General features: G+C 71.1%; 15 protein-coding genes. 8 read left to right on the forward strand and 7 right to left on the reverse strand.

Translation table 11 applies throughout. The features are described from left to right. Positions 1-47: 47 nt before the first annotated feature. Positions 48-3,050, forward strand: coding sequence for an FxSxx-COOH system tetratricopeptide repeat protein (gene fxsT, locus ADK36_RS11670; RefSeq protein ID WP_159391799.1), 3,003 nt, complete (start codon positions 48-50; stop codon positions 3,048-3,050). Positions 3,051-3,299: 249 nt separating this feature from the next. Here fxsT and ADK36_RS11675 read toward each other — a convergent pair whose 3' ends face one another. The 4 genes from ADK36_RS11675 to ADK36_RS11690 all read right to left on the reverse strand — a co-directional run bounded on the left by ADK36_RS11675 (position 3,300) and on the right by ADK36_RS11690 (position 10,030). Continuing rightward, positions 3,300-7,100 (reverse strand): multifunctional oxoglutarate decarboxylase/oxoglutarate dehydrogenase thiamine pyrophosphate-binding subunit/dihydrolipoyllysine-residue succinyltransferase subunit, encoded by a 3,801-nt coding sequence (locus ADK36_RS11675; RefSeq protein ID WP_048586086.1) that lies wholly within the window; start codon positions 7,098-7,100, stop codon positions 3,300-3,302. A 281-nt stretch (positions 7,101-7,381) separates the two neighbouring features. Next, positions 7,382-8,485: a sensor histidine kinase gene (locus ADK36_RS11680; RefSeq protein WP_048586087.1), complete on the reverse strand. Its 1,104-nt coding sequence runs from the start codon at positions 8,483-8,485 to the stop codon at positions 7,382-7,384. Then, the gene (locus tag ADK36_RS11685) at positions 8,482-9,219 is read right to left on the reverse strand and encodes a response regulator transcription factor (protein ID WP_003997964.1); all 738 of its coding nucleotides are present in this window, start codon (positions 9,217-9,219) and stop codon (positions 8,482-8,484) included. The genes ADK36_RS11680 and ADK36_RS11685 overlap by 4 nt, the downstream gene beginning before the upstream one ends. Before the next feature lie 133 nt (positions 9,220-9,352). Next, positions 9,353-10,030, reverse strand: a complete 678-nt coding sequence (locus ADK36_RS11690) for a spermidine synthase (protein WP_048586088.1) — start codon at positions 10,028-10,030, stop codon at positions 9,353-9,355. Positions 10,031-10,206: 176 nt separating this feature from the next. On the opposite strand from ADK36_RS11690, the gene ADK36_RS11695 reads away from it, so the two are divergent. Continuing rightward, a complete protein-coding gene (locus ADK36_RS11695) occupies positions 10,207-11,031 on the forward strand; it encodes a rhomboid-like protein (RefSeq protein WP_053197230.1) in 825 nt (274 codons plus the stop codon). Here the strand turns inward: ADK36_RS11695 and ADK36_RS11700 are convergent. Continuing rightward, positions 11,014-11,766 carry a GNAT family N-acetyltransferase gene (locus ADK36_RS11700; RefSeq protein ID WP_053197256.1) on the reverse strand — a complete coding sequence of 251 codons (753 nt, stop codon included), beginning with the start codon at positions 11,764-11,766 and terminating at the stop codon, positions 11,014-11,016. The two genes, ADK36_RS11695 and ADK36_RS11700, sit on opposite strands and share 18 nt — an antisense overlap. Positions 11,767-11,989: 223 nt before the next feature. Here ADK36_RS11700 and lon point away from each other — a divergent pair, with 223 nt between their 5' ends. Then, on the forward strand, positions 11,990-14,404 hold the full coding sequence (gene lon / locus ADK36_RS11705) for an endopeptidase La (protein ID WP_048586090.1): 2,415 nt from the start codon (positions 11,990-11,992) through the stop codon (positions 14,402-14,404). 85 nt (positions 14,405-14,489) lie between these two features. Here the strand turns inward: lon and ADK36_RS11710 are convergent, their stop codons facing one another. Then, positions 14,490-15,338, reverse strand: coding sequence for a lysozyme (locus tag ADK36_RS11710; protein WP_048586091.1), 849 nt, complete (start codon positions 15,336-15,338; stop codon positions 14,490-14,492). Positions 15,339-15,577: 239 nt separating this feature from the next. On the opposite strand from ADK36_RS11710, the gene ADK36_RS11715 reads away from it, so the two are divergent. Next, entirely contained in the window at positions 15,578-16,090 is a 513-nt protein-coding gene (locus tag ADK36_RS11715) for a MarR family winged helix-turn-helix transcriptional regulator (RefSeq protein WP_078916651.1), read from the forward strand. Between the two features lie 85 nt (positions 16,091-16,175). Here the strand turns inward: ADK36_RS11715 and ADK36_RS11720 are convergent, their stop codons facing one another. Then, positions 16,176-16,964, reverse strand: a complete 789-nt coding sequence (locus tag ADK36_RS11720; RefSeq protein WP_048586092.1) for a protein phosphatase 2C domain-containing protein — start codon at positions 16,962-16,964, stop codon at positions 16,176-16,178. A gap of 418 nt (positions 16,965-17,382) precedes the next feature. Here ADK36_RS11720 and ADK36_RS11725 point away from each other — a divergent pair, with 418 nt between their 5' ends. From ADK36_RS11725 to ADK36_RS11740, 4 genes are read left to right on the forward strand one after another with little or no spacing between them, the layout of a single operon-like run. Next, a complete protein-coding gene (locus ADK36_RS11725) occupies positions 17,383-20,214 on the forward strand; it encodes a sensor histidine kinase (RefSeq protein WP_053197237.1) in 2,832 nt (943 codons plus the stop codon). Next, positions 20,211-20,714 (forward strand): roadblock/LC7 domain-containing protein, encoded by a 504-nt coding sequence (locus ADK36_RS11730; RefSeq protein ID WP_048586094.1) that lies wholly within the window; start codon positions 20,211-20,213, stop codon positions 20,712-20,714. The genes ADK36_RS11725 and ADK36_RS11730 overlap by 4 nt, the downstream gene beginning before the upstream one ends. Next, complete coding sequence (locus ADK36_RS11735) at positions 20,711-21,139, forward strand: DUF742 domain-containing protein (protein WP_048586095.1); 429 nt, start codon at positions 20,711-20,713, stop codon at positions 21,137-21,139. Before ADK36_RS11730 ends, ADK36_RS11735 begins: the two co-directional genes overlap by 4 nt. Next, positions 21,120-21,770: a GTP-binding protein gene (locus ADK36_RS11740; protein WP_048586096.1), complete on the forward strand. Its 651-nt coding sequence runs from the start codon at positions 21,120-21,122 to the stop codon at positions 21,768-21,770. The genes ADK36_RS11735 and ADK36_RS11740 overlap by 20 nt, the downstream gene beginning before the upstream one ends. The last annotated feature ends 14 nt before the right edge of the window (positions 21,771-21,784 follow it).

A 21,784-nucleotide genomic window follows, 5' to 3' on the forward strand; every position in this document is an offset into this window, starting at 1 on the left:
TCAACTCATTACCTCTGGAACCGATTTGACGCACAATTGAATAGCCTGTGCACAGACGTGACCAGGTTCAGTCGAGGGGATACGGCGAGATGGCGGCGGAACTCGGACACGTCACGGTGGTCTTCGCCGGACAGAGCGAGTCCTGGGCCAAGTGGATCGACCACCAGATCCGGGCCGCGGGACGGGGCACCACGCTGATCAGGTGGAACCCGTTGCGCCGACCGCCGACCGCCGAGGCGTTCACCAGCCTGCTCAGCGCGCCGGGACGCGTCCTGCTCGTGATCGACGACTGGCACGAGCGGCTGGGAGACGAGCGGTTCGACGCCTGGGCCGAGGCCCTGCGGCAGGTGCTGCCGACCTACCAGGACCGCATCGCCGCCGTGAGCATCACCGCCCGGCCCATGCCCGAGGCCGTCATCGCCCTGGCCCCCGTCGAACTGCGCGGCCTGCGGCCCGAGGTCGCGCGCAGCCGGGTCCTGGAGTGCGCGGGCATACCCGCCCCGGGCGTCCTGATCGACCTGCGCCGCGGTCCCCGCTTCCCCGACGATCCGCCGGACGTCTGGCAGGTCCCGCGCCGCAACCGCCGCTTCATCGGCCGCACCGAACTGCTGGAGAAGGTCTACGGCGCCTTCTCCGCCGCCGGACCCGACGGCGCCGCCGTGGCGCTGCTCGGCCCCGGCGGCTTCGGCAAGACCCAGCTGGCCCTGGAGTACGTCCACCGGTTCGCCGGTGAGTACGACATCGTCTGGTGGATCAACGCCGCCCAACGCGTCACCGCCCGCCAGCAGTTCGCCGACCTCGCCGCCGCCCTGGACCTGCGCGACTCCGGCGACCTCGCGAACACCATCACCGCCGTCCGCCGGGAACTCGACGGCACCGCCCGGCCCTGGCTGCTCGTCCTGGACGGCGCCGGCGACCCGGAGCGGCTGATCGACCTGGTGCCCGAAGGACGCGGCCACATCCTCGTCACCACCCACCGCAGCGAGTGGGGCGCCCACGCGGAGAACATCGCCGTACCCGTCTTCGAACGCCGCGAGAGCGTCGCCTTCGCCGCGCGCCGCACGGAACGCCTCAGCGACACCCAGGCCGAGCGCCTCGCCGAGGCCGTGGAGGACATGCCCCTGCTGCTCGACCAGACGTCCGCCTGGCTGGACATCAACCCCACCGTGCCGGTCGACGACTACATCCGGGACATCCGCGACGGCCGCCCGCACCGCTTCGGTGTCATGGCCTCCGGCCAGTACCCGGAGAGCTTCGAGGTCGCCTGGGCGAAGCTCGTCAACACCCTGCGCGAGGGCTCGGAGTCCGCCTGGCAACTGCTCAACCTGCTCGTCTGCTTCTCGCACGACGTGGTGCCGGTACGGCTGCTGCAGACCGCCCGGCACGGCGACCTGCCCGCCGAACTGGACGAACTGATCGCCGAGCCCAGCAGCTGGAACACCGCCCTGCGCCGGCTGTCCGAGATCACCTCCATGCGGATCGAGTACGAACCCGGGCCGCGGATGGACACCCAGACCGTCGGCACCCTGCGCATGCACCGCCTCTTCCACCGCTTCGTACGGTCCATCCAGTCGCCCGCCGACGCCGAGCGCTACTCGGCCGCCGCCCGCAAGGTCCTCGTCTCCGCCGACCCGCGCGACTCCTCCTCGGCCGGCAACTGGGCCCGGTACGCCGCCCTCATCCCGCACCTCGAACCCTCCGGGGCCCTGGAGTCGGACGACGACGACGCGCGTGAACTGGTCCTCAACTGCATCGAGTACCTGCGGATGCGGGGCGAGTACCACGACGGCTGGCTGCTCAGCCGCAAGGCCGTGGAGCACTGGCGGGCCACCTCGGGCGACACCGACCGCTCGGTGCTCGTGGCCGTCCACCAGCTGGCCAACATGCTGCGCAGAGCGGGAAAGTACGCGGAGGCCGAGACAGTCGGCCGGGAGATCCTCGGGCGGCTCGAACGCGCCGACGACGTCCGGCCGATCGAGGTGATCCGCGCCAAGGACGGCCTCGGCGGCACCCTCATGGCGCTCGGCCGGTACCCGGAGGCCCGCGCCCTGTTCGACGAGGCCGCCGCGACCGCCGCCGCGGAACTCGGCGGCGCACAGGTGCCGCGCACCCTCGCCATCCGCAGCAACCTCGCCGTCGCCCTCGGCCTCCAGGGCCACTACACCGAGTCGCTCGCCCTGCACCGCAGGATCTACGAGGCCCGCCTGGAGTTACTCGGCGAACGCGACGCCCTCACCCTCAACTCCTCGCTGCGCACCGCCTGGATGCTGCGCCTGCTCGGCAGCTACCGCGAGGCGCTGACCATCCAGGGCCACAACTCCCGTGTCCACGGCCAGGTCCTGGACCGCACCCACAGCCAGACCCTGCTCGCCGAGCACAACCTCGCGCTGTGCGCCCGCCGGGTCGGAGACCTCCAGTTCGCGCACGCCATGCTGCGCGGCGTCCGCGAGAAGCTGATCCGCCGCCGTGGCCCGACGCACCCCGAGACGCTGATGGCGTCCTGCGACTACGCGATGCTGCTGCGCGACCTGGAGCTCACGGAGGAGGCCAGGGGCCTGGCCGAGGCCACCGCCACCCAGTACGCCGCCCAGCTCGGCGACCGCCACCCGTACGCGATCGGCGCGCGGGACAACGTCGCCACCGTCATGCGGGACATGGGCGAGCACCGGGCCGCGCTGGCGCTGTCCCGGCAGACCGCGCCGCAGATGCGGCGGGCGGTGGGCCGGGACCACCCGTGGGCCATCGGCTGCGCCAAGAACGAGGTCGCCGCGCTGGCCGGCGTAGGAGAGATCGAGGCGGCGGCAGCGCTGGGCCGGGAGACCGCCGACCGTTCCGCGCGCGTCCTGGGCGACGCGCATGTGCTCACCATCAGCCTGCGGGCCGGGCTCGCACTGGACCTGGCCGAACTGGGCGAGCGGGAGGAGTCCGAGGCGCTGCACCGGGACACCGTGGCCCGTCTGACGTCACGGCTCGGCGCCGACCACCCGCAGACCCGCCACATCCTCGAACGGCAGCGCCCGTACTGGGACTTCGAGCCTCAACCGATCTGACCGGAGGTGGAAGGCGAACCGATTGGCCAGGTCGAAGGTGATCCGGGGCTCTGATCAGCTAACGGCACCGCAGTTCCCCAAGGGGCGCGGGGCTGTGTCGATTTGCGGCTCCGCCGCGTGCGCGCGACCAGCCACGACGAACCTGCAGTCGCGTACGCCCCCCAACCACCCCCCTGGGCAGGCGAAAGGGCCCGGCACCGAGCAAGAACTCGGCACCGGGCCCTGAGATTCGGCTGAACCGCCGGAGGCTTACGCCTCGAACACCTCACGCACCAGCTGCTCCTGCTCGGCCTGGTGGCGCTTGGCCGAACCCACCGCCGGGGACGAGCCGTGCGGACGGGAGATCCGGCGCAGGCGCTCGCCGTGCGGGACCTCGGCGCCGACCGCCAGGTCCAGGTGGTCGATCAGGTTGAGCGCGATGAACGGCCACGCACCCTGGTTCGCCGGCTCCTCCTGGGCCCACAGGTACTTCTCGGCGTTCGGGTACTTGGCGATCTCGGCCTGGAGCTCGGCACCCGGCAGCGGGTACAGGCGCTCGATGCGGATGATCGCCGTGTCCGTGACGCCGCGCTTCTTCCGCTCGGCGTCCAGGTCGTAGTAGACCTTGCCGGCGCAGAAGACGACCTTCTTGACGGCGGCCGGGTCGACCGACGCGTCGCCGATGACCGGCTGGAACTGGCCCGTCGTGAACTCCTCCGCCTTCGAGGCAGCGGCCTTCAGGCGCAGCATCGACTTCGGGGTGAAGACGACCAGCGGCTTGTGGTGCGGGTTGTGCACCTGCCACCGCAGGAGGTGGAAGTAGTTCGACGGCAGGGTCGGCATGGCGACCGTCATGTTGTTCTGCGCGCACAGCTGGAGGAAACGCTCCGGGCGGGCGGACGAGTGGTCCGGGCCCTGGCCCTCGTAGCCGTGCGGCAGCAGCAGGACGACGCCGGAGGTCTGCGCCCACTTCTGCTCGGCCGACGAGATGAACTCGTCCACGACCGTCTGGGCGCCGTTGACGAAGTCGCCGAACTGGGCCTCCCACATCACCAGGGCGTCGGGACGCGCCAGCGAGTAGCCGTACTCGAAGCCCATCGCGGCGTACTCGGAGAGGAGGGAGTTGTAGACGTTGTAACGCGCCTGGTCCTCGCCGAGGTACATCAGCGGCGTGAACTCCTCGCCCGTCTCGCGGTCGATCAGCACCGCGTGACGCTGGCCGAACGTACCGCGCTGCGAGTCCTGGCCCGCGAGGCGGATCGGCACGCCTTCCAGGAGGAGGGAGCCGACGGCGAGCGTCTCGCCCATGCCCCAGTCGATGGTGCCGTCCTCGACCATGGACGCCCGGCGCTGGAGCTGCGGCAGCAGACGCGGGTGAACGGTGATGTGGTCGGGGATGTTGACCTGGGACTCGGCGATCCGCTTGACGACCTCCGAGGTGACCGCGGTGTTGACGGCCACCGGGAACTCGGCCTGCGGCTCCGCCGGCTCGGCCGCGGCCGGCTGCGAGATGGCCTCACGGACCTCCGTGAAGACCTTCTCCAACTGGCCCTGGTAGTCCTGCAGCGCCTGCTCGGCCTCTTCCAGGGTGATGTCGCCGCGACCGATGAGGGACTCGGTGTACAGCTTGCGCACCGAGCGCTTGCGGTCGATCAGGTCGTACATCAGCGGCTGGGTGAAGGCCGGGTTGTCGGTCTCGTTGTGACCGCGGCGGCGGTAGCAGATGAGGTCGATCACGACGTCCTTGTTGAACGCCTGGCGGAACTCGAAGGCCAGACGGGCAACGCGGACGACCGCCTCGGGGTCGTCGCCGTTCACGTGGAAGATCGGCGCCTCGATCATGCGGGCCACGTCGGTGGCGTACATGGAGGAGCGCGACGACTCGGGAGCCGCCGTGAAGCCGACCTGGTTGTTGATGACGATGTGGACCGTGCCGCCGGTGCGGTAGCCGCGCAGCTGCGACATGTTCAAGGTCTCGGCCACCACGCCCTGGCCCGCGAAGGCCGCGTCGCCGTGGATCGCCACCGGCAGGACCGTGAAGTCCGTGCCGCCCTTGTTGATGATGTCCTGCTTGGCGCGGGCGACGCCCTCCAGGACCGGGTCCACCGCCTCCAGGTGCGAGGGGTTCGCGACCAGGGAGACCTTGATCTGCTCGCCGTCGAGACCGGTGAAGGTGCCCTCGGCGCCCAGGTGGTACTTCACGTCACCGGAGCCGTGCATCGACTTCGGGTCGAGGTTGCCCTCGAACTCGCGGAAGATCTGGGCGTACGACTTGCCGACGATGTTGGCGAGGACGTTCAGGCGGCCGCGGTGGGCCATGCCGATGACGACCTCGTCCAGGCGGGACTCGGCGGCGCTGTCGATGACCGCGTCCAGCAGCGGGATGACGGACTCGCCGCCCTCCAGGGAGAAGCGCTTCTGGCCGACGTACTTCGTCTGCAGGAAGGTCTCGAAGGCCTCCGCCGCGTTCAGCCGGCGCAGGATGCGCAGCTGCTCCTCGCGCTCCGGCTTGGTGTGCGCGCGCTCGATGCGGTCCTGGATCCACCGGCGCTGCTTGGGGTCCTGGATGTGCATGAACTCGACGCCGGTGGTGCGGCAGTACGAGTCGCGCAGCACACCGAGGATGTCCCGCAGCTTCATCAGGGACTTGCCGGCGAAGCCGCCGACGGCGAACTCGCGCTCCAGGTCCCACAGGGTGAGGCCGTGCTCGGTGATGTCCAGGTCGGGGTGCTTGCGCTGCTGGTACTCCAGCGGGTCGGTGTCGGCCATGACGTGGCCGCGGACGCGGTAGGAGTGGATCAGCTCGAAGACACGGGCGGCCTTGGTGACGTCGTCGTCGTGCGAGGCGTCGATGTCCTTGAGCCAGCGGACCGGCTCGTAGGGGATGCGCAGCGCCTCGAAGATGTCGTCGTAGAAGCCGTTCTCGCCGAGGAGGAGGTTCGCGACGATCCGCAGGAACTCGCCGGAGGCGGCGCCCTGGATGACCCGGTGGTCGTAGGTCGACGTGAGCGTCATGACCTTCGAGATGCCGAGCTTGTTCAGGGTGTCCTGGGACGTGCCCTGGAACTCCGCCGGGTAGTCCATGGAGCCGACGCCCATGATCACCGACTGGCCGGGCATCAGACGCGGCACGGAGTGGACGGTGCCGAGGCCGCCGGGGTTGGTCAGGGAGACCGTCACGCCGGTGAAGTCGTCCATGCCCAGCTTGCCGTCGCGGGCGCGGCGGACGATGTCCTCGTAGGCCTGCCAGAACTCGAAGAAGTTCAGGGTCTCGGCCTTCTTGATGCCCGCGACCACGAGCTGGCGGTCGCCGTTGGGCTTGACCAGGTCGATGGCGAGGCCGAAGTTGATGTGCTCCGGCTTGACCAGGGTCGGCTTGCCGTCCTTCTCCGCGAAGGAGTAGTTCATCGACGGCATGGCCTTGATGGCCTGCACCATCGCGTAGCCGATCAGGTGCGTGAAGGAGATCTTCCCGCCCCGGGCGCGCTTCAGGTGGTTGTTGATGACGATGCGGTTGTCGAAGAGCAGCTTCACCGGGACCGCGCGCACGGACGTGGCCGTGGGCACCTCCAGCGAGGCGTTCATGTTCTTCGCGACCGCGGCGGCGGGGCCGCGCAGCGTCACCAGCTCGGGACCGTCGGCGGTCGCGGTGGCGGGCTCGGCCTTCTTCGGCTGAGCGGGCTTCGCGGCCGGCGCGGGCGCGGCGGGCTTCGCCGCGGCCGGAGCCGGAGCGGCCGGAGCCGCGGGCGCGGCGGCCGCGGGCTTCGGAGCCGCCGGGGCCGGCGCGGGGACCGACGGGGTGGCCGGAGCGGCCGGTGCGGCCGGAGCAGTGGTGGTGGTCCCCGCGGCCCCCGCGGCCGCGGTACCCGCCGGAGCCGAGGCGGCGGGCGCTCCCGGCTTGTAGTCGGCGAAGAAGTCCCACCAGGCTCGGTCTACCGAATTGGGGTCCTGGAGGTACTGCTGATAGATCTCGTCGACGAGCCACTCGTTCGGACCGAACGCGGCAGCGGGGTTCTTGCCCGCTTGGTCGTCGGTCGAGATGCTCGAGTTACTGGGGGACTGTGGCGACACGGCGGCAACCGCCCTCTTCCGCTTCACAAGGTGATGGACAGCGGGAATTAAGGCTACGCCCCCATGGCCGGGAAGGTCAGGCTGAGCAAGGTCATCGTCGCGTAAGTCACATCGGAAAGCGTGTTTCGGGCCTGGAAATGGCGGGAAACAAGCGTGGTTCCGCTTCATCTGGGAAGGCCCGACCGGCGCCCGGCGCGCCGACGGCGCGGGGCTCTACCTGATCACACGTGTCCGTCAGCCAGGACAGACGTGGATCTTGGTGCTCCGCTTCGAACTTTACGTCAACTTGGTACGGATGGCTGCCCTGGGAGTGTGACAAGAATCCGGCAACCCCGCTCGGATTCGGCCACTCCGATCCGGCCGCCGTGCAGATCGACGGCCCAGCGCGCGATCGCCAGCCCCAGCCCCGTACCGCCGTCGCTGCCCGGTCCGTGCGGCCGGCTCACGGCGCCCCGGTTGAACCGCTCGAAGACCCGGTGCCAGTCCGACCGCGGAATGCCCGGCCCCTCGTCCAGGACCTCCAGCACCAGCGACTCCGGGTGAGCGCCACGCCGCGCCTTGACCGTCACGCGGCCGTGCGGCGGGCTGTGCTTGATCGCGTTGTCGATGAGGTTGGCGACGACCTGGTGGATGCGCTCGGGGTCGGCGTGCGCGGTCAGCTCCGGCGGGGAGACGTCGAGGTGCAGATGGACGTCCGTACGGGTGTGGCTGCCGGAGCCCGAGGCCATGCCACCGCGCGCGGTGGAGACCATGTTGGCCTCCTTCAGCACCCCGGACAGGTACGGCCACACCTCGAAGCGCCGCAGCCGCAGCGGTACGACGCCGTTGTCCAGCCGGGACAGGTCGAGGAGGGTCTCCACGAGCCGGCCGAGGCGCTCGGTCTGCTTCAGTGCCGTGCGCATCGTCTCGGGGTCGGCCTCGGCGATGCCGTCGACGACGTTCTCCAGGACCGCCCGCAGGCCCGCGATCGGCGTGCGCAGCTCGTGCGAGACGTTCGCCACCAGCTCTTTGCGCTGCTGGTCCTGGGCCTCCAGCTCGTCGGCCATGAGGTTGATCGTCCCGGCCAGGTCGCCCAGCTCGTCGCGGCGGTTGTCGCGCACCCGGCGCGTGTAGTCGCCGTGGGAGATGGAGCGGGCCACCGCGTTCATCTCGTCCAGTGGCGCGGTGAGCGAATGGGCGACGAACTGCGTAATGAGCAGTGTGGCGATCATCGAGAAGACCGTGATGAAGCGCAGCTCCGTCTGGGTGCGCACGGCGATCATCGACAGGCCGGTGGTGATCAGCACCGCGATGATGACCAGCGCGCCCAGCTTGGTCTTGATCGAGAACGGACTCAGGCCGCCCCAGGGCTCCCCGGGGCCTCTCCGCGCCGGCCCGTCGCTCATGGCGTCGGGGTCTCCAGGGCGTAGCCCACGCCGTGCACCGTGCGGATCCGCTCGGCGCCGATCTTCCGGCGCAGCGCCTTGATGTGGCTGTCGACGGTCCGGGTGCCGGAGGCGTCGGCCCAGTCCCACACCTCGGCGAGGAGCTGCTCACGCGAGAGCACCGCGCGCGGGGTGTTCGCCAGGCACACCAGGAGGTCGAACTCGGTGGGGGTGAGGTGAACGTCCTCACTGCGCACCCGCACCCGCCGCTGCGCGTGGTCGATCTCCAGCTCGCCGAGGCGCAGGATGCCCGACCTCGGAGTCGTGGCGGCCAGCGCGGCCCGCTCGACGCGGCGCAGCAGGACGTGCACGCGCGCCGCCAGCTCCCGCATCGAGAACGGCTTGGTCATGTAGTCGTCGGCGCCGACCCCGAGCCCGACCAGCATGTCGGTCTCGTCGTCGCGCGCGGTCAGCATCAGCACCGGTACCGGCCGCTGGGCCTGCACCCGGCGGCATACCTCCAGGCCGTCGAAGCCCGGCAGCATGATGTCGAGGATCAGCAGGTCGGGCTGCCAGGCTTCCGCCGTGTCGACCGCCGCCGGACCGTCGCCCGCGGTCTGCACGAGGAAGCCCTCGGCGCGCAGACGGGCCGCGATGGCGTCCACGATGGTCGGATCGTCCTCGACCACGAGGACCCGGCGCTGTGCACCAGGGGTCGCCGCCGTGCCGTTGTGGGAGGTGTGTGTCTGCTCCATCGCCCGCCCCAAAGTTGCTTTCCGGAATCCGTGGGGGTGATCCCGCTAACTGGCTGTGCCTGCGCATGCTTGCGATTGACGCTTGAATGATCCGCGTCAGGTGAGCAGAGTACGGGGAGTCACCGTGCCACGGCTATCCAGGTCGTACGGCGAGGTGTACGACGTCCGGAACGCCCCGGGCAACGGGGATCTCTTCGGTACGCACCTGTTGGAATCCGGCATTACACAAGGTTTCTTCGAATTCCGGAGACGGCTGGGCGGACCATACGGCAAGCACCCCACCGGGCCTCAACACCCTTGCGCAGCCCGCCAGTCCGGCCGGTGAGTACAGGCTGTCGTTGCCCTCGGTGACCGTCCAGCCGGGGCCGTTGTCGATGTCGAGGCACAGGGCGTCATACGTGGCGGATGTCTCATGTACGTACGCCACCAGATCCGTTTCCAGAATCTCGGTGCGCGGATCGGCGAGGGCCGAGGCGGAGAAGTCGGACAACGGGCCGTCGAGATGCCAGTCGATAATCGCGCGTTCACGCTCCACGACGGCGATCCGTCCCGGGCGCGGATCGGCGGCGGCGTGTGCGAGCGAGAACCCGACGCCGAGCCCGCCGATCAGCACCTTCGGCGCAGGCCGCCCGTCCAGCGCGCCGAGCGCCGCGTCGACCAGCAGCCGCTCCGAGCGCCCGTCGGAGGTGTCCATCAGGAAGCAGCCGTTCGCGATGATCTGGAGCAGCTCTCCGTGCCGCCGCAGCACGATCTCGCCGTGCGGGCCCTCACGACGGTCCAGGACTTCGGGGATGTCGTACGAAGTGGGCATCCGGCCATCCTGGCAGGTCCGGGCCGGGGCGGCCGAGGGATTTACGCCAGACGAAACCCTGTGAAGACGCGAGAAGTTCTTGAGAGGTTGCTGAGAATCGGCTCCAGTGTGGCGCTCATCACAGACGCGGCGGGGTGGCGGTCCGAGGGTGGGGGAAACGGAAGGAGCGCCTCACCTTGGAACGGACCGCGGTCGGTGGTGTGAAGGGCTCGACTCCGGCGCCCGAGGTGGCCGAGCTGCTGGACGGGATGCCGCGGCAGCGCGGACCGCTGGGCGCCGCCACGGTGCTCGCGCCGCGGCCCTTGCCCCCGGTCCTCACCGAGGCCGCGACGAGCCGGGCCGCCGCGTCCGGAACCCGTGCCTTCCGTCCCTGGCGCCTGCTCCCCACCCCCACCGGTACGCCGTTCACCTTCGGCTACGCCGCCGTACTGGTCGTCACCTCGCTCATCACCACGTACGCGGACCCCGACCTCGTCCACGCCCTGCACCAGGGCTCCAGCACCGATGTCGCGCACCTCGTGCGGACGCCCGTGCTGGTGCTGCTCGCCAGCGCGTTGTGGGTCGCGGGCGAATTCCTGGGGTCGTACACGCTCGGCTTCCTGCTCGTGCTCACCGCCCTCGAGCGGCGGATCGGCGGCGCGCGCACGGCCGTTGTCTTCCTGGGCGGACACGTCCTGGCCACCCTCGCGACCGAGGTCCCGGTGGGTCTCGCGGTGCTGGTCGGACACCTCCCCGACAGTTCCCTGCACCGCCTCGACTACGGCATCAGCTTCGGCGTCGCCGCCGGTACCGGTGCGCTGGCCGGGCTGCTGCGGCCGTGGCTGCGGTGGCCGTTGCTGGTCCTGTTCGGCGGGATGCTGGTCGTGGACCTGCTGAACTTCGCGGACCCGCTGACCAATTGGGGGCATCTGATCTCCCTGGTCATCGGGATCGCGATGTGGCCGCTGGTACGGCGGTGGCGCGCCGCGCACACGCGGCAGGGCTCAGTCGGCCCGGGGTGACCACACGTACGGGGTGGTCGTCGTCACCGCCTCGAAGCCCAGCCGCCGCAGGATGGGCGCGCTGTCGTCGGACGCGTCGACGTGGAGGTAGGTGACGCCGCGGGCTGTGGCGAGGGCGGCGCGGGTGGCGACCAGCGCGCGATAGATGCCACGGCCCCGCCATTCGGCCAGAGTTGACCCGCCCCACAGGCTCGCGAACGCGGTCCCCGCCCGGAACACCAGCCACGCGGCCGAGACGACCTCGCCGTCCGCCTCGGCGACATGGACGGAGATCTCGTCCGGGGCCGAGGCGACCCGGCCGATCAGGTCGTCGGCGAGCCAACTCCAGTCCTGGCCCCACACGACCGACTCCATCGCGGCGATCCGGCGCATGTCCGCGTCCGCCGTGACGCGGCGCAGCGTCACGCCCTCGGGAAGGAGCGGCTGCCGTACGGCCATGTCGGCGGCGCGTCCGACCAGGACCGTCTCCCGGTCCTCGGGCACGAAGCCCGCCTCGCGCAGCCGGTCGGTGAGGTCGGCCGGGTCGTCGTGGGAGCGGGTCTTCCACTCCACCGCCTCGCCGCGCGCCGCGAAGAAGTCGCGCTGCCGCGCGATGAGCCGGTCCAGCTCGGCGCCGCGCACACCGAGGGAGCGCGGGCCGCTGACGAGGCCCCGGAACCCGCCGACGATCCGCAGCAGCGGGCCGTCCTTTTCGTACGTCACGCCGGCGGGCGGAGTCGGGGGCGCGCCGCGCATCTGGTCGTCGTAGGCCGCGAGGAGGCTCTCTGTCTCTGTCTCGGTCTCTGTCACGGGGAGACGGTGCGGGAAGGATCGGGGCCCGGCAACCGTTTATTCACGAAAGGCGAGGTCACCGTGTGTGCGGCAGCTGATCGCTCACAGCGAACGAGGCCCCGGGAACATTCGGGCTCCCCCGTGCATTGAGTCGGCATAACTCAACTTGACTGCCTAAGGGGAGATCATGGCTTCGACGTCCACACCGCTCACCCTTCCCGTGCTGCCCCTCGACGACGAGGTCGTGCTGCCCGGGATGGTGGTCCCGCTGGACTTGAACGACGCCGACGTACGCGCCGCGGTGGAGGCCGCCCAGGCGGCCGCCCGTTCGCAACCCGGAAAGCCCAAGGTGCTCCTGGTGCCGCGCATCGACGGGACGTACGCGAGCACCGGTGTGCTCGGCACCGTCGAGCAGGTCGGCCGGCTGGCCGACGGCGACCCGGGCGCCCTGATCCGCGGTCGCGGCCGTGTGCGGATCGGCGCCGGGACGACCGGACCGGGTGCCGCACTCTGGGTCGAGGGCGCCCGGGTCGACGAGAGCGTGCCCGAGCCGCTGCCCGGACAGGTCGCCGAACTGGTGAAGGAGTACAAGGCCCTCGCCACCGCCTGGCTGCGCAAGCGCGGCGCCTGGCAGGTCGTCGACCGCGTCCAGGCCATCGACGACGTGTCCGCCCTCGCCGACAACTCCGGTTACTCGCCCTTCCTGAGCACCGAGCAGAAGGTGGAGCTCCTGGAGACCGCCGACCCGGTCACCCGCCTCAAGCTCGCCACCCAGCAACTGCGCGACCACCTCGCCGAGCAGGACGTCGCCGAGACCATCGCCAAGGACGTCCAGGAAGGCGTCGACAAGCAGCAGCGCGAGTTCCTGCTGCGCCGTCAGCTGGAGGCCGTCCGCAAGGAGCTGCGCGAGCTGAACGGCGAGCAGGACGGCGAGGAGTCCGACGACTACCGCGCCCGCGTGGAGGCCGCCGACCTGCCCGAGAAGGTGCGGGAAGCGGCGCTCAAGGAGGTCGACAAGCTGGAGCGGTCCAGCGACCAGTCGCCCGAGGGATCGTGGATCCGGACGTGGCTCGACACCGTCCTCGAACTCCCCTGGAACGAGCGGACCGAGGACGCGTACGACATCCAGGGCGCCAAGGGCGTGCTGGACGCCGAGCACGCGGGCCTGGAGGACGTGAAGGAGCGCATCACCGAGTACCTGGCGGTGCGCAAGCGTCGTACGGACCGGGGCCTCGGTGTCGTCGGCGGGCGGCGCGGCGGTGCCGTGCTCGCGCTCGTCGGCCCGCCCGGCGTCGGCAAGACCTCACTCGGCGAGTCGGTGGCGCACGCCATGGGCCGGAAGTTCGTCCGGGTCGCCCTCGGCGGCGTCCGCGACGAGGCCGAGATCCGCGGCCACCGCCGTACGTACGTCGGCGCGCTGCCCGGCCGGATCGTGCGCGCGATCAAGGAGGCCGGTTCGATGAACCCGGTCGTCCTCCTCGACGAGATCGACAAGGTGGGGTCCGATTTCCGGGGCGACCCGGCGGCGGCCCTGCTGGAGGTCCTGGACCCGGCCCAGAACCACACCTTCCGCGACCACTACCTGGAAGTGGAACTGGACCTGTCGGACGTCGTCTTCCTCGCCACCGCCAACGTCCTGGAAGCCATCCCGGAGGCCCTCCTCGACCGTATGGAGCTGGTCCGCCTCGACGGCTACACCGAGGACGAGAAGGTCGTCATCGCCCGCGACCACCTGCTCCCGCGTCAGCTGGAGCGGGCGGGGCTGGCGAAGGACGAGGTGACGCTCGACGAGAGCGCGCTGCGCAAGCTCGCCGGCGAGTACACGCGCGAGGCGGGTGTCCGCACGCTGGAGCGGTCGATCGGGCGGCTCCTGCGCAAGGTCGCGGCCCAGCATGAACTGGGCGAGCGGGAGCTGCCGTTCACCATCACGGACGGCGACCTGCGCGGCCTGATCGGCCGACCGCACCATGTGCCCGAGTCCGCCCAGGACCCGGCGGAGCGCCGTACGGCCGTGCCGGGCGTGGCGACGGGCCTCGCGGTGACCGGCGCGGGTGGCGACGTGCTGTTCGTGGAGGCGTCGCTGGCCGACCCGGAGACGGGCGCGGCAGGTCTGACCCTGACCGGCCAACTGGGTGACGTGATGAAGGAGAGCGCACAGATCGCCCTGTCCTTCCTCCGCTCGCACGGCGCCGAGCTGGAGCTGCCCGTCGCCGACCTGAAGGACCGGGGCGTGCACATCCACTTCCCGGCGGGTGCGGTGCCGAAGGACGGTCCGAGCGCGGGCGTCACGATGACGACCGCGCTGGCCTCGCTGCTGTCGGGCCGTCTGGTCCGCACGGACGTGGCGATGACGGGCGAGGTCTCCCTGACCGGCCGGGTCCTGCCCATCGGCGGCGTGAAGCAGAAGCTGCTGGCGGCCCACCGGGCGGGCGTCACGACCGTCGTCATCCCCAAGCGCAACGAGCCCGACCTGGACGACGTCCCCGCCGAGGTGCTGGACAAGCTCGACGTCCACGCCGTGACGGATGTCCGCCAGGTCCTGGAACTGGCCCTGTCGCCGGCCACCGCCGACGCGGCGCCGGAGGTTCCGGTCGCGGCGTGACGACGTGGTCCTCAGCGGGCTCCGCCCACGGGGTCCGGAGGGGCAAGGCCCGGGTCCCGTGAGGGAGGCCCGGGCCTTCGCCGCATCAGCCGTTGGCGAGCGCCACGACCCTGTCGAGCGCCCCGTTGAAGCGGTTGTGGTCGCCGACGGTCGGGCCGGAGGAGGTGTACTGCCAGGCGGTGTAGTAACTCCAGCCCGCCGGTAGCTCGCCCACGGCCGAGGCGTACCGGGCGATCCACAGCGGGTTGGCGGAGGCGAAGCCGCTGTGGTTGCCCGTGCACTGCTTCCACCAGCTGGTGGCCGTGTAGATGACGGCGTCGCGGCCGGTACGGGCCTTGTACCGGGTCAGGAAGTCGCGGATCCAGGTGACCATCGCACTCGGCGTCTTGCCGTAACAGGCGTCCCCGTACGGGTTCCACTCGATGTCGAGGGCGCCCGGCAGGGTCTTGCCGTCGCGGGACCAGCCGCCGCCGTGGTCGACGAAGTAGTCGGCCTGGGTTGCGCCATTGGTGGTGTCCGGGGTGGCGAAGTGGTAGGCGCCGCGGATCATGCCGGCGTCGTAGGAGCCGTTGTACTGCTGGGTGAAGTAGGGGTTGGTGTAGTAGGTCCCCTCGGTGGCCTTCACGTAGGCCCACTTCACTCCGCTGTCCCACAGGGTCGGCCAGGCGACGTCCCCCTGGTGGCTGGAGACGTCGACGCCTTCCGTCTCGGCGGCCAGGTCGGCGTCGGGGACGCCGTCCGTGCCGTCATGGGCCAGGACGCCCATGCCCATGTGGGCGGAGCCCCGGGGCGGGGTTTCGCCGACCGGCGGGGGGTCGTCGGCGAAGGCGGGGGAGGGGTGGGTGGCGAGCAGGAGAGAGAGGACGGCGGTGAGCAGGAGCCCGGCGAGGTGCGGGCGCCGGGGGCGGGGCGGTTCGGATCTGTGCACGGGCATAGCGTGCCTCCGCGGGCTCGGTGACGCTCGTTGGGGAAACGCGCGCCGCGACAGCCGTAGTGATGGCGTGGGCATGCCACAGGCGCGTCCGGTCACAGAACCTAGGCACACAGAAGGGCAGGTGGAAGGGGGTCCGGAGGCTGCCGTTGGTCTGAGCCTGCGAAATACTGACGGAGCTGCGGCAATGACGGCGGTCGGCGGAAACTTTCCGGACCGGGAAATTCGAGGCAGGGGCTGACGTGCGGGAAGACGGAAACGGGGACGGACGGGGAGTCGGGTCCGGGGGTGCCCCCTCCGAGGGAGCGTCAGGTGGCGGACTGGGCCGGCCCGAGTTCCTCGATCTGGAGCGCGAGTTGACGGTCCTGTTCCGGCGCGCCCGGGCCAAGCAGGGCGAGATGGCCCGCCAGGTCCATCCGGACCTGGAGTCGGCGGCGTACGGCCTGCTGGTCCGCCTGGATGAGTCCACGCGGCTGCGGGCCACCGAACTCGCGGCCTACATCGGCGTCGGCAAGGCCACGATGTCCCGCCAGCTGCGCGCCCTGGAGGATCTGGGCCTGGTCGCCCGCGAGCCCGACCCCGCCGACGGACGGGCGTGGCTGGTGCACCTCACGGAGGAGGGACGGGGCCGGGTCGCCAAGGTGCGCGAGGCGCGGCGGGCGCGCTATGTCGAGCAGCTCTCCCACTGGGACCCGCGCGAGGTCGCGGAGCTGGCCCGGCTGCTGAACCAGCTGAACCGCGGGATGGAGAAGTAGGGAGAAGCCGAAGGCGCAGGTCCGCGGAGCGCCCGGAGCGTGGGGGCGACCGCGCCGCGCCGGTCGTCGTCCGCGACCCCGCCGCTCAGCACTCCACGTACACCACCGTCGCGTCGTCGTGCGTCTTGCTCCGCCCCAGATACGTCCGATCCTCCGCGTCGGCCCGCTCCAGCGTCCGTACCCGGTCCACCAGCCCCCGCGCCCCCTCCTTCCGTACGAAGGTGAAGCAGTCCCCCCAGTCCCCCTCCCGGAACTTCTCCACCCACCGCGTCGCCCCGTCCGTCAGCGCCGCCAGCGCCCGGACCTCCCCGCGCGGCAGCACCCCCGTCACCGCCCGCGCCGCCACCGACGGATCCGCGGCGGCCGTGAAGAAGCCGCCCTCCTTGTTGCGGATGTGGGCGTCGATCAGGGCGTCCGTGGCCAGCGACGCACGCGGGAGGCGGGCCAGCCGGTCGTCCAGGAGCGGAGTGATCGTGCCGTCGGGCGACTCCAGCAGAAGGGCCGAGTCGGAGAGGATCAGGTACTCCACCGTCGCCGCCGACCAGCGGGCCAGAACCACCGTTGCCTGTGGGGTGCGTGGGTGAGAAAGGTCACAGGTTTGTGCATGGGCCTCGGCGGTACGCGTGAGAGCGTCACTCAGCGCGTCGGCGAGGGGAACATCGGGGAGTGAAACGGTCAGTTCGGTCAGGGCTCCGCCGAGCCGTGCGGTGAACCAGGGGACCGAATGCAGACAGCCCGTCTCACCCCTCGGTGGGGTCACTCCGTCCAGGACCACCAGTACGCCGCCCTGTCCCGAGGCGGGAAGGCCGACACTCGCGAAGTCCTCGTTGGGGCGGGCCGGGTCACCGGGCTCCGAAACAAGCTCTGTTCGCATCCAGCCAGTCTGCACGAGCCCTTCACAAGGTTCACGAACGGGTCGCATCGGCTGCCGTATGGGCGCGGCCGCGCAGGTCAGGCGTCTGATTTGGGGTGGAATGAAGCACTCCGGGAACGCGTGGCGGCGAATCCTGCCACCGCCCGCCGCAGACGTCCAACCGGCCCGCCGGGCAAGGGGCGTGCACGCGCCGGAGGAACTTGCCCGCCAACTCCCCTCCGGGGTTCACTCCTTCGGGTGGCGGGTCAGGTGATGCGCGGCCGTTGCCCACCGGCACTGGGAGGGTCGGGGACCGGTGAGGACACCCCCTGCTCGAGCGAAGTCGAGAGCTTGGGGGAGGGGTGTACGCAAGGTCGGCGGTAGTTGACGGAGCGTCATCCGGACCCATGGGTATCACGAGTCAGGAATGCGAGCACCGGTGCAGAAGATGCGGCCACGTCGCTCAGGCAAGCAGACGCCCTCCACGGGGGGCGCGCAGCCCGCTCCCGCTGCCACGACCGGCACCACCGGCGACGCCGCACCCGCCGGCAAGGGGCGTCCGACACACGTACGGAACCGGCTGATCGTCGCCGTGGCCGTCGTGGCCGCCGCCATCGCCGGCGCCGGCGTCCCCTCCGTCGTCGCCGCCTCCGGGCAACTGCACGACTCCCAGGAACTGGTGACGCTCGCCGAGCAGACCGAGAACGCGCTCACCCTCGCCCACTCCCTCGCCGACGAGCGCGACGAGGTCACCTCGTACATCGCCGCCGGCCGCCCCAAGTCCAAGGCGCCCAGCGAGCAGCGCAGCGTCCGCGTCGACCGGCAGGTCGAGGAACTGCGCGCCGACACCGACGCGCCCGCCTCGCTGCGCGACGACCTCGACGGCATCGCGGCCCTGCGCAGGGCCGCGCTCACCGGCCAGAGCAGCGCGCTGGAAGCGCACACCGCCTACTCGGCCACCATCACCGAACTCCACCGGCTCGCCGAGCGCCTGGCCGCACAGACGCCGCCCCGCGCGGGCGCCGGCGCCTACGCGCTCGCCGAGCTGGACTCCGCCGTACAGCAGGCCGCCGCCGCCCGCGGGCTGGTGCTCGCCGCCCTCAGCGTGCCGACCACCACCGAGACCGTCGTCGACCCGGTCACCGGCATCGCGAGCACCCGAGAGACCTCCTCGGACGCCGACGCCAAGCAGCGCGCCGCCCTCAGCGCCGCCGCCCAGCAGGCCCGGCTGCGCTCCGACGCCGCCCTCGCCGACTTCCACGACACCGCGCCGAAGACCGCCCGCACCTCGTACGACTCCACGGTCACCGGACACGAGGTCAACACCGCCGACCGCTATCTGGCCGCCCTCACCGACCAGGCCACGCTCTCCGACCGGGATCTGGCCACCGACACCAAGCGTGCCGAGGCGGCCCTCTCCGCCCGCGTCGACCTGATGCGCGGTGTGGAGTCCGCCCTCTACGACCGCCGCACCAAGGCCCTGGAGCAGCTGCGCGACGACGACGTCACCGCGCTGGAGATCCGTATCGCCATCCTCGGCGCCCTGATGCTGCTCGCCGTGGGCGTCGCCACGGGCATGGCCCGCAGCCTCACCCGGCCCCTCGCCGTCCTGCGCCTAGGCTCCGCCCGGCTCGCCGAGGCCGAGGACCCGGCGGCCGAGGAACCCGTCAAGTTCAACGGCCGCAAGGACGAGTTCGCCCAGGTCGTCAACTCCGTCAACGCCCTGCACGCCCACACCGTCGCCCTCCACGAGCGCATCACCACCCTGGAGTCCGACCGCAAGCACCTCGTCGGCCAGCGGCAGAAGATGGCCGACGCCCGTGAGGGGCTGCGCGCCGAACTCGCCGAGTCCGCAGCCCAGTTGGACCGCCTGCGGGACAGCATCGGCAGCACCTTCGTCAACCTCGCCCTGCGCACCCTCGGCCTCGTCGAACGCCAGCTCGCCGTCATCGAGGGCCTGGAGGAGCGCGAGCAGGACCCCGAGCGCCTCTCCACGCTCTTCAAGCTCGACCACTTCGCCACGGTCATGCGCCGGCACAGCGAGAACCTCCTCGTCCTGGCGGGCACCGAGCATGTCCAGCAGCACGCGGGACCGGTCCCGCTCGTCGACGTCGTCCGCGCGGCGGTCAGCGAGATCGAGCGGTACGAGCGGGTCCGCATCGCCGCGCTCCCGCCCCACGCGCACGTCGCGGGCTTCGCGGCCGACGACCTCTCCCACCTCCTGGCCGAGCTGATGGAGAACGCGACCTCGTTCTCCCCGCCCGACCTGCCCGTCGAGGTCTCCGGCTGGCTGCTGGAGAGCGGCGAGGTCATGCTCTCCGTCCAGGACGAGGGCATCGCGATGACGGGCGAGCGCCTGACCCGCCTCAACTCCCGCCTCGCCGAGTTCGACCCCGAGAACTCCTACGACCAGGAGGGCGACGACGGCCTGGGCCTCGGCCTGTACGTCGTGGCCCGCCTCGCCCACCGCCACGGCGTCCGCGTGCAGCTCCGCGAGCACAAGCAGGGCGGCATCGCGGCGGTCGCGGTCCTGCCCAAGGGCCTCCTGGCCGCCGCCCCCGCGGCCGCGGTCCCGTCGGACTCACCGCACTCCACCGGCACCCACGCCTTCTCCCTCCCCGGAGCCGACGCGGAGGCCAACTCCAACGTCCTGCACGGCCGCGCGAAGTCCGGCGACCCCCTGGTGGCCCTGGCGGAGAAGGCCGTACGGGAGACGGCGGAGGACAGCCGGCCGTCCGCACCCGAGGCCGAGCAGGAGCGCGAGCACCCGGCCGAGACCACGATGGAACTCCTGATCCCGGTACAGCCGGCGCCCGGCGAGTCGGAGGCTGCCGAGCCCGCGCTCGGCGAACCGGGGAGTGGTGAACCGGGAATCCATGAGCCCGCGGCCGCCGACGGCGAGGGCGCCCCACCTGGGCCACCCGCATCCGACGACGATGCCCGCACGGGTGGTGCGAGTGGGTACGAAAACCCCGCCGAAGGCGCAGCCGAGGCGGAACACACCCGCACCCCGGACGAGGACCCGCTCACCGACAAGGGCCTCCCCAAACGCACCCCGAAGATCACCGCCCCCGCCCAGGCCCCGCGCCAGCGGACCGGCACCGTCGACGCCGAAGCCCTCCGCAGGAGACTCGGCGGCTTCCGCAGGGGAGCGGAGGCGGGACACCGCGACGTACAGGCGGAGATCGCCGAACACACGGGCCAGCACACGGCCCCGACAGCAGAATCCGAAGCAGCCACGGGGGGCACAGTCGAGGAGGCAAGCAGTTGACCGCGCCCAGTACCTTCGGACTGAGCAGTGAAGCCCGCAACCTGCACTGGTTGTTGACGAATCTGGTCGAGGAGGTGCCGGGCATCCAGTCAGTCGCGGTGGTCTCCTCCGACGGATTGCTCCTGCTCTCCTCGGACCACGCCCGCAACGCGGAGGCCCGGGAGGCGAGGACCGGCAAGCCCACCGGCCCGCGCGGCTCCTCCGCCGACCTGGCCACCATCGTCTCCGGCATCGGCAGCCTCACCATCGGCGCCGCCAAGCTGATGCAGTTCGGCGGGGTGAAGCACACGATGATCGCGATGGAGGAGGGCAGCCTGTTCGTGATGTCCATCAGCGACGGCTCGCTGCTCGGCGTGCACGGCTCCGCGGACTGCGACATGAGCGTGGTGGCCTACCACATGGCGCTCTTCGTCGGCCGCGCCGGCCACGTCCTCACCCCCGAACTCCGCAGCGAGCTACGGAAGTCGCTGGAAGCCGCGTCGGCAGGGAGTACCCGATGAGCAACGCCCCGCAGCACAGGCCCCAGCTCCCCGTCCGCGGCGGCGGCCGCAAGCCCGCCCGCGTGCGCCCCTACTCGCTCACCGGCGGCCGTACCCGCTTCGGCCACGTCCTCCTCGTCGAGACGTTCGTCGGCAGCACGGCGGCGCTGGAGGCCGCCGAGGAGCGCCGGGAACTGACGAATGGTTCCCTCACCACCCGGGTGATGCCGGAGATGCGGGCCATCGTCGAACTGTGCCGCCGTATGCGCACGGTGGCCGAGATCGCCGCGCTGCTGAAGATGCCGCTCGGCGTGGTCCGCGTGCTCCTCAGCGATCTCGCGGACCAGGGAAGGATCCGTGTGTACGGCACCGGAACCGGCCACGGCACGGGCCGGCCGGAACGCGCGCTGCTGGAAAGGGTGCTGAGTGGACTCCGTCGTCTCTGACGCCGCTCGCGGTGTCTCCCCCCGCCCCGACTCGTTCCTCGCCGACGAGGGGCCCGAACAGCCCTGGCAGACGGACCGTACCCGGGCTCCCATCGCCACGAAGATAGTCGTGGCGGGTGGCTTCGGCGTCGGCAAGACCACGCTGGTCACCGCCGTCTCGGAGATCACGCCGCTCCAGACCGAGGCGCTGATGACCGAGGCGAGCGAGGGGACCGACGACCTCACCTCGACGCCCGGCAAGCTGACCACCACCGTGGCCATGGACTACGGCCGCATCACGCTCGACAACGACCTGGTGCTGTACCTGTTCGGTACGCCGGGCCAGCAGCGCTTCTGGTTCATGTGGGACGACCTGGTGCGCGGCGCGATCGGCGCGGTCGTCCTGGCCGACACCCGGCGGCTGAAGGACTGCTTCCCCGCGCTGGACTACTTCGAGAGCTGCGGACTGCCGTACGTCGTCGCGGTCAACCACTTCGACGACAGTGAGGTCTTCGAGCCGGAGGACGTGCGGGAGGCATTGACGATCCCGGCGCGCATACCTGTAATGATCATGGATGCGCGCCGTCGGATCACGGTGATCGAGACCCTCCTGAGCCTCGTCAGTCACGCGCTCGACGAAACGCCCGAGTAGATCCCCGAGTAGGA

Origin of the sequence: Streptomyces viridochromogenes (genome assembly GCF_001270495.1) — a bacterium.
GTDB lineage: Bacteria > Actinomycetota > Actinomycetes > Streptomycetales > Streptomycetaceae > Streptomyces > Streptomyces viridochromogenes_A.

Bases quoted from the DNA above. Each gene is read 5' to 3' on its own strand.
- ADK36_RS11680 (WP_048586087.1), bottom strand. From the start codon at position 8,485: ATGAGCGACGGGCCGGCGCGGAGAGGCCCCGGGGAGCCCTGGGGCGGC.
- ADK36_RS11685 (WP_003997964.1), bottom strand. From the start codon at position 9,219: ATGGAGCAGACACACACCTCCCACAACGGCACGGCGGCGACCCCTGGT.
- ADK36_RS11690 (WP_048586088.1), bottom strand. From the start codon at position 10,030: ATGCCCACTTCGTACGACATCCCCGAAGTCCTGGACCGTCGTGAGGGC.
- ADK36_RS11700 (WP_053197256.1), bottom strand. From the start codon at position 11,766: ATGCGCGGCGCGCCCCCGACTCCGCCCGCCGGCGTGACGTACGAAAAG.
- lon (WP_048586090.1), top strand. From the start codon at position 11,990: ATGGCTTCGACGTCCACACCGCTCACCCTTCCCGTGCTGCCCCTCGAC.
- ADK36_RS11710 (WP_048586091.1), bottom strand. From the start codon at position 15,338: ATGCCCGTGCACAGATCCGAACCGCCCCGCCCCCGGCGCCCGCACCTC.
- ADK36_RS11720 (WP_048586092.1), bottom strand. From the start codon at position 16,964: ATGCGAACAGAGCTTGTTTCGGAGCCCGGTGACCCGGCCCGCCCCAAC.
- ADK36_RS11735 (WP_048586095.1), top strand. From the start codon at position 20,711: ATGAGCAACGCCCCGCAGCACAGGCCCCAGCTCCCCGTCCGCGGCGGC.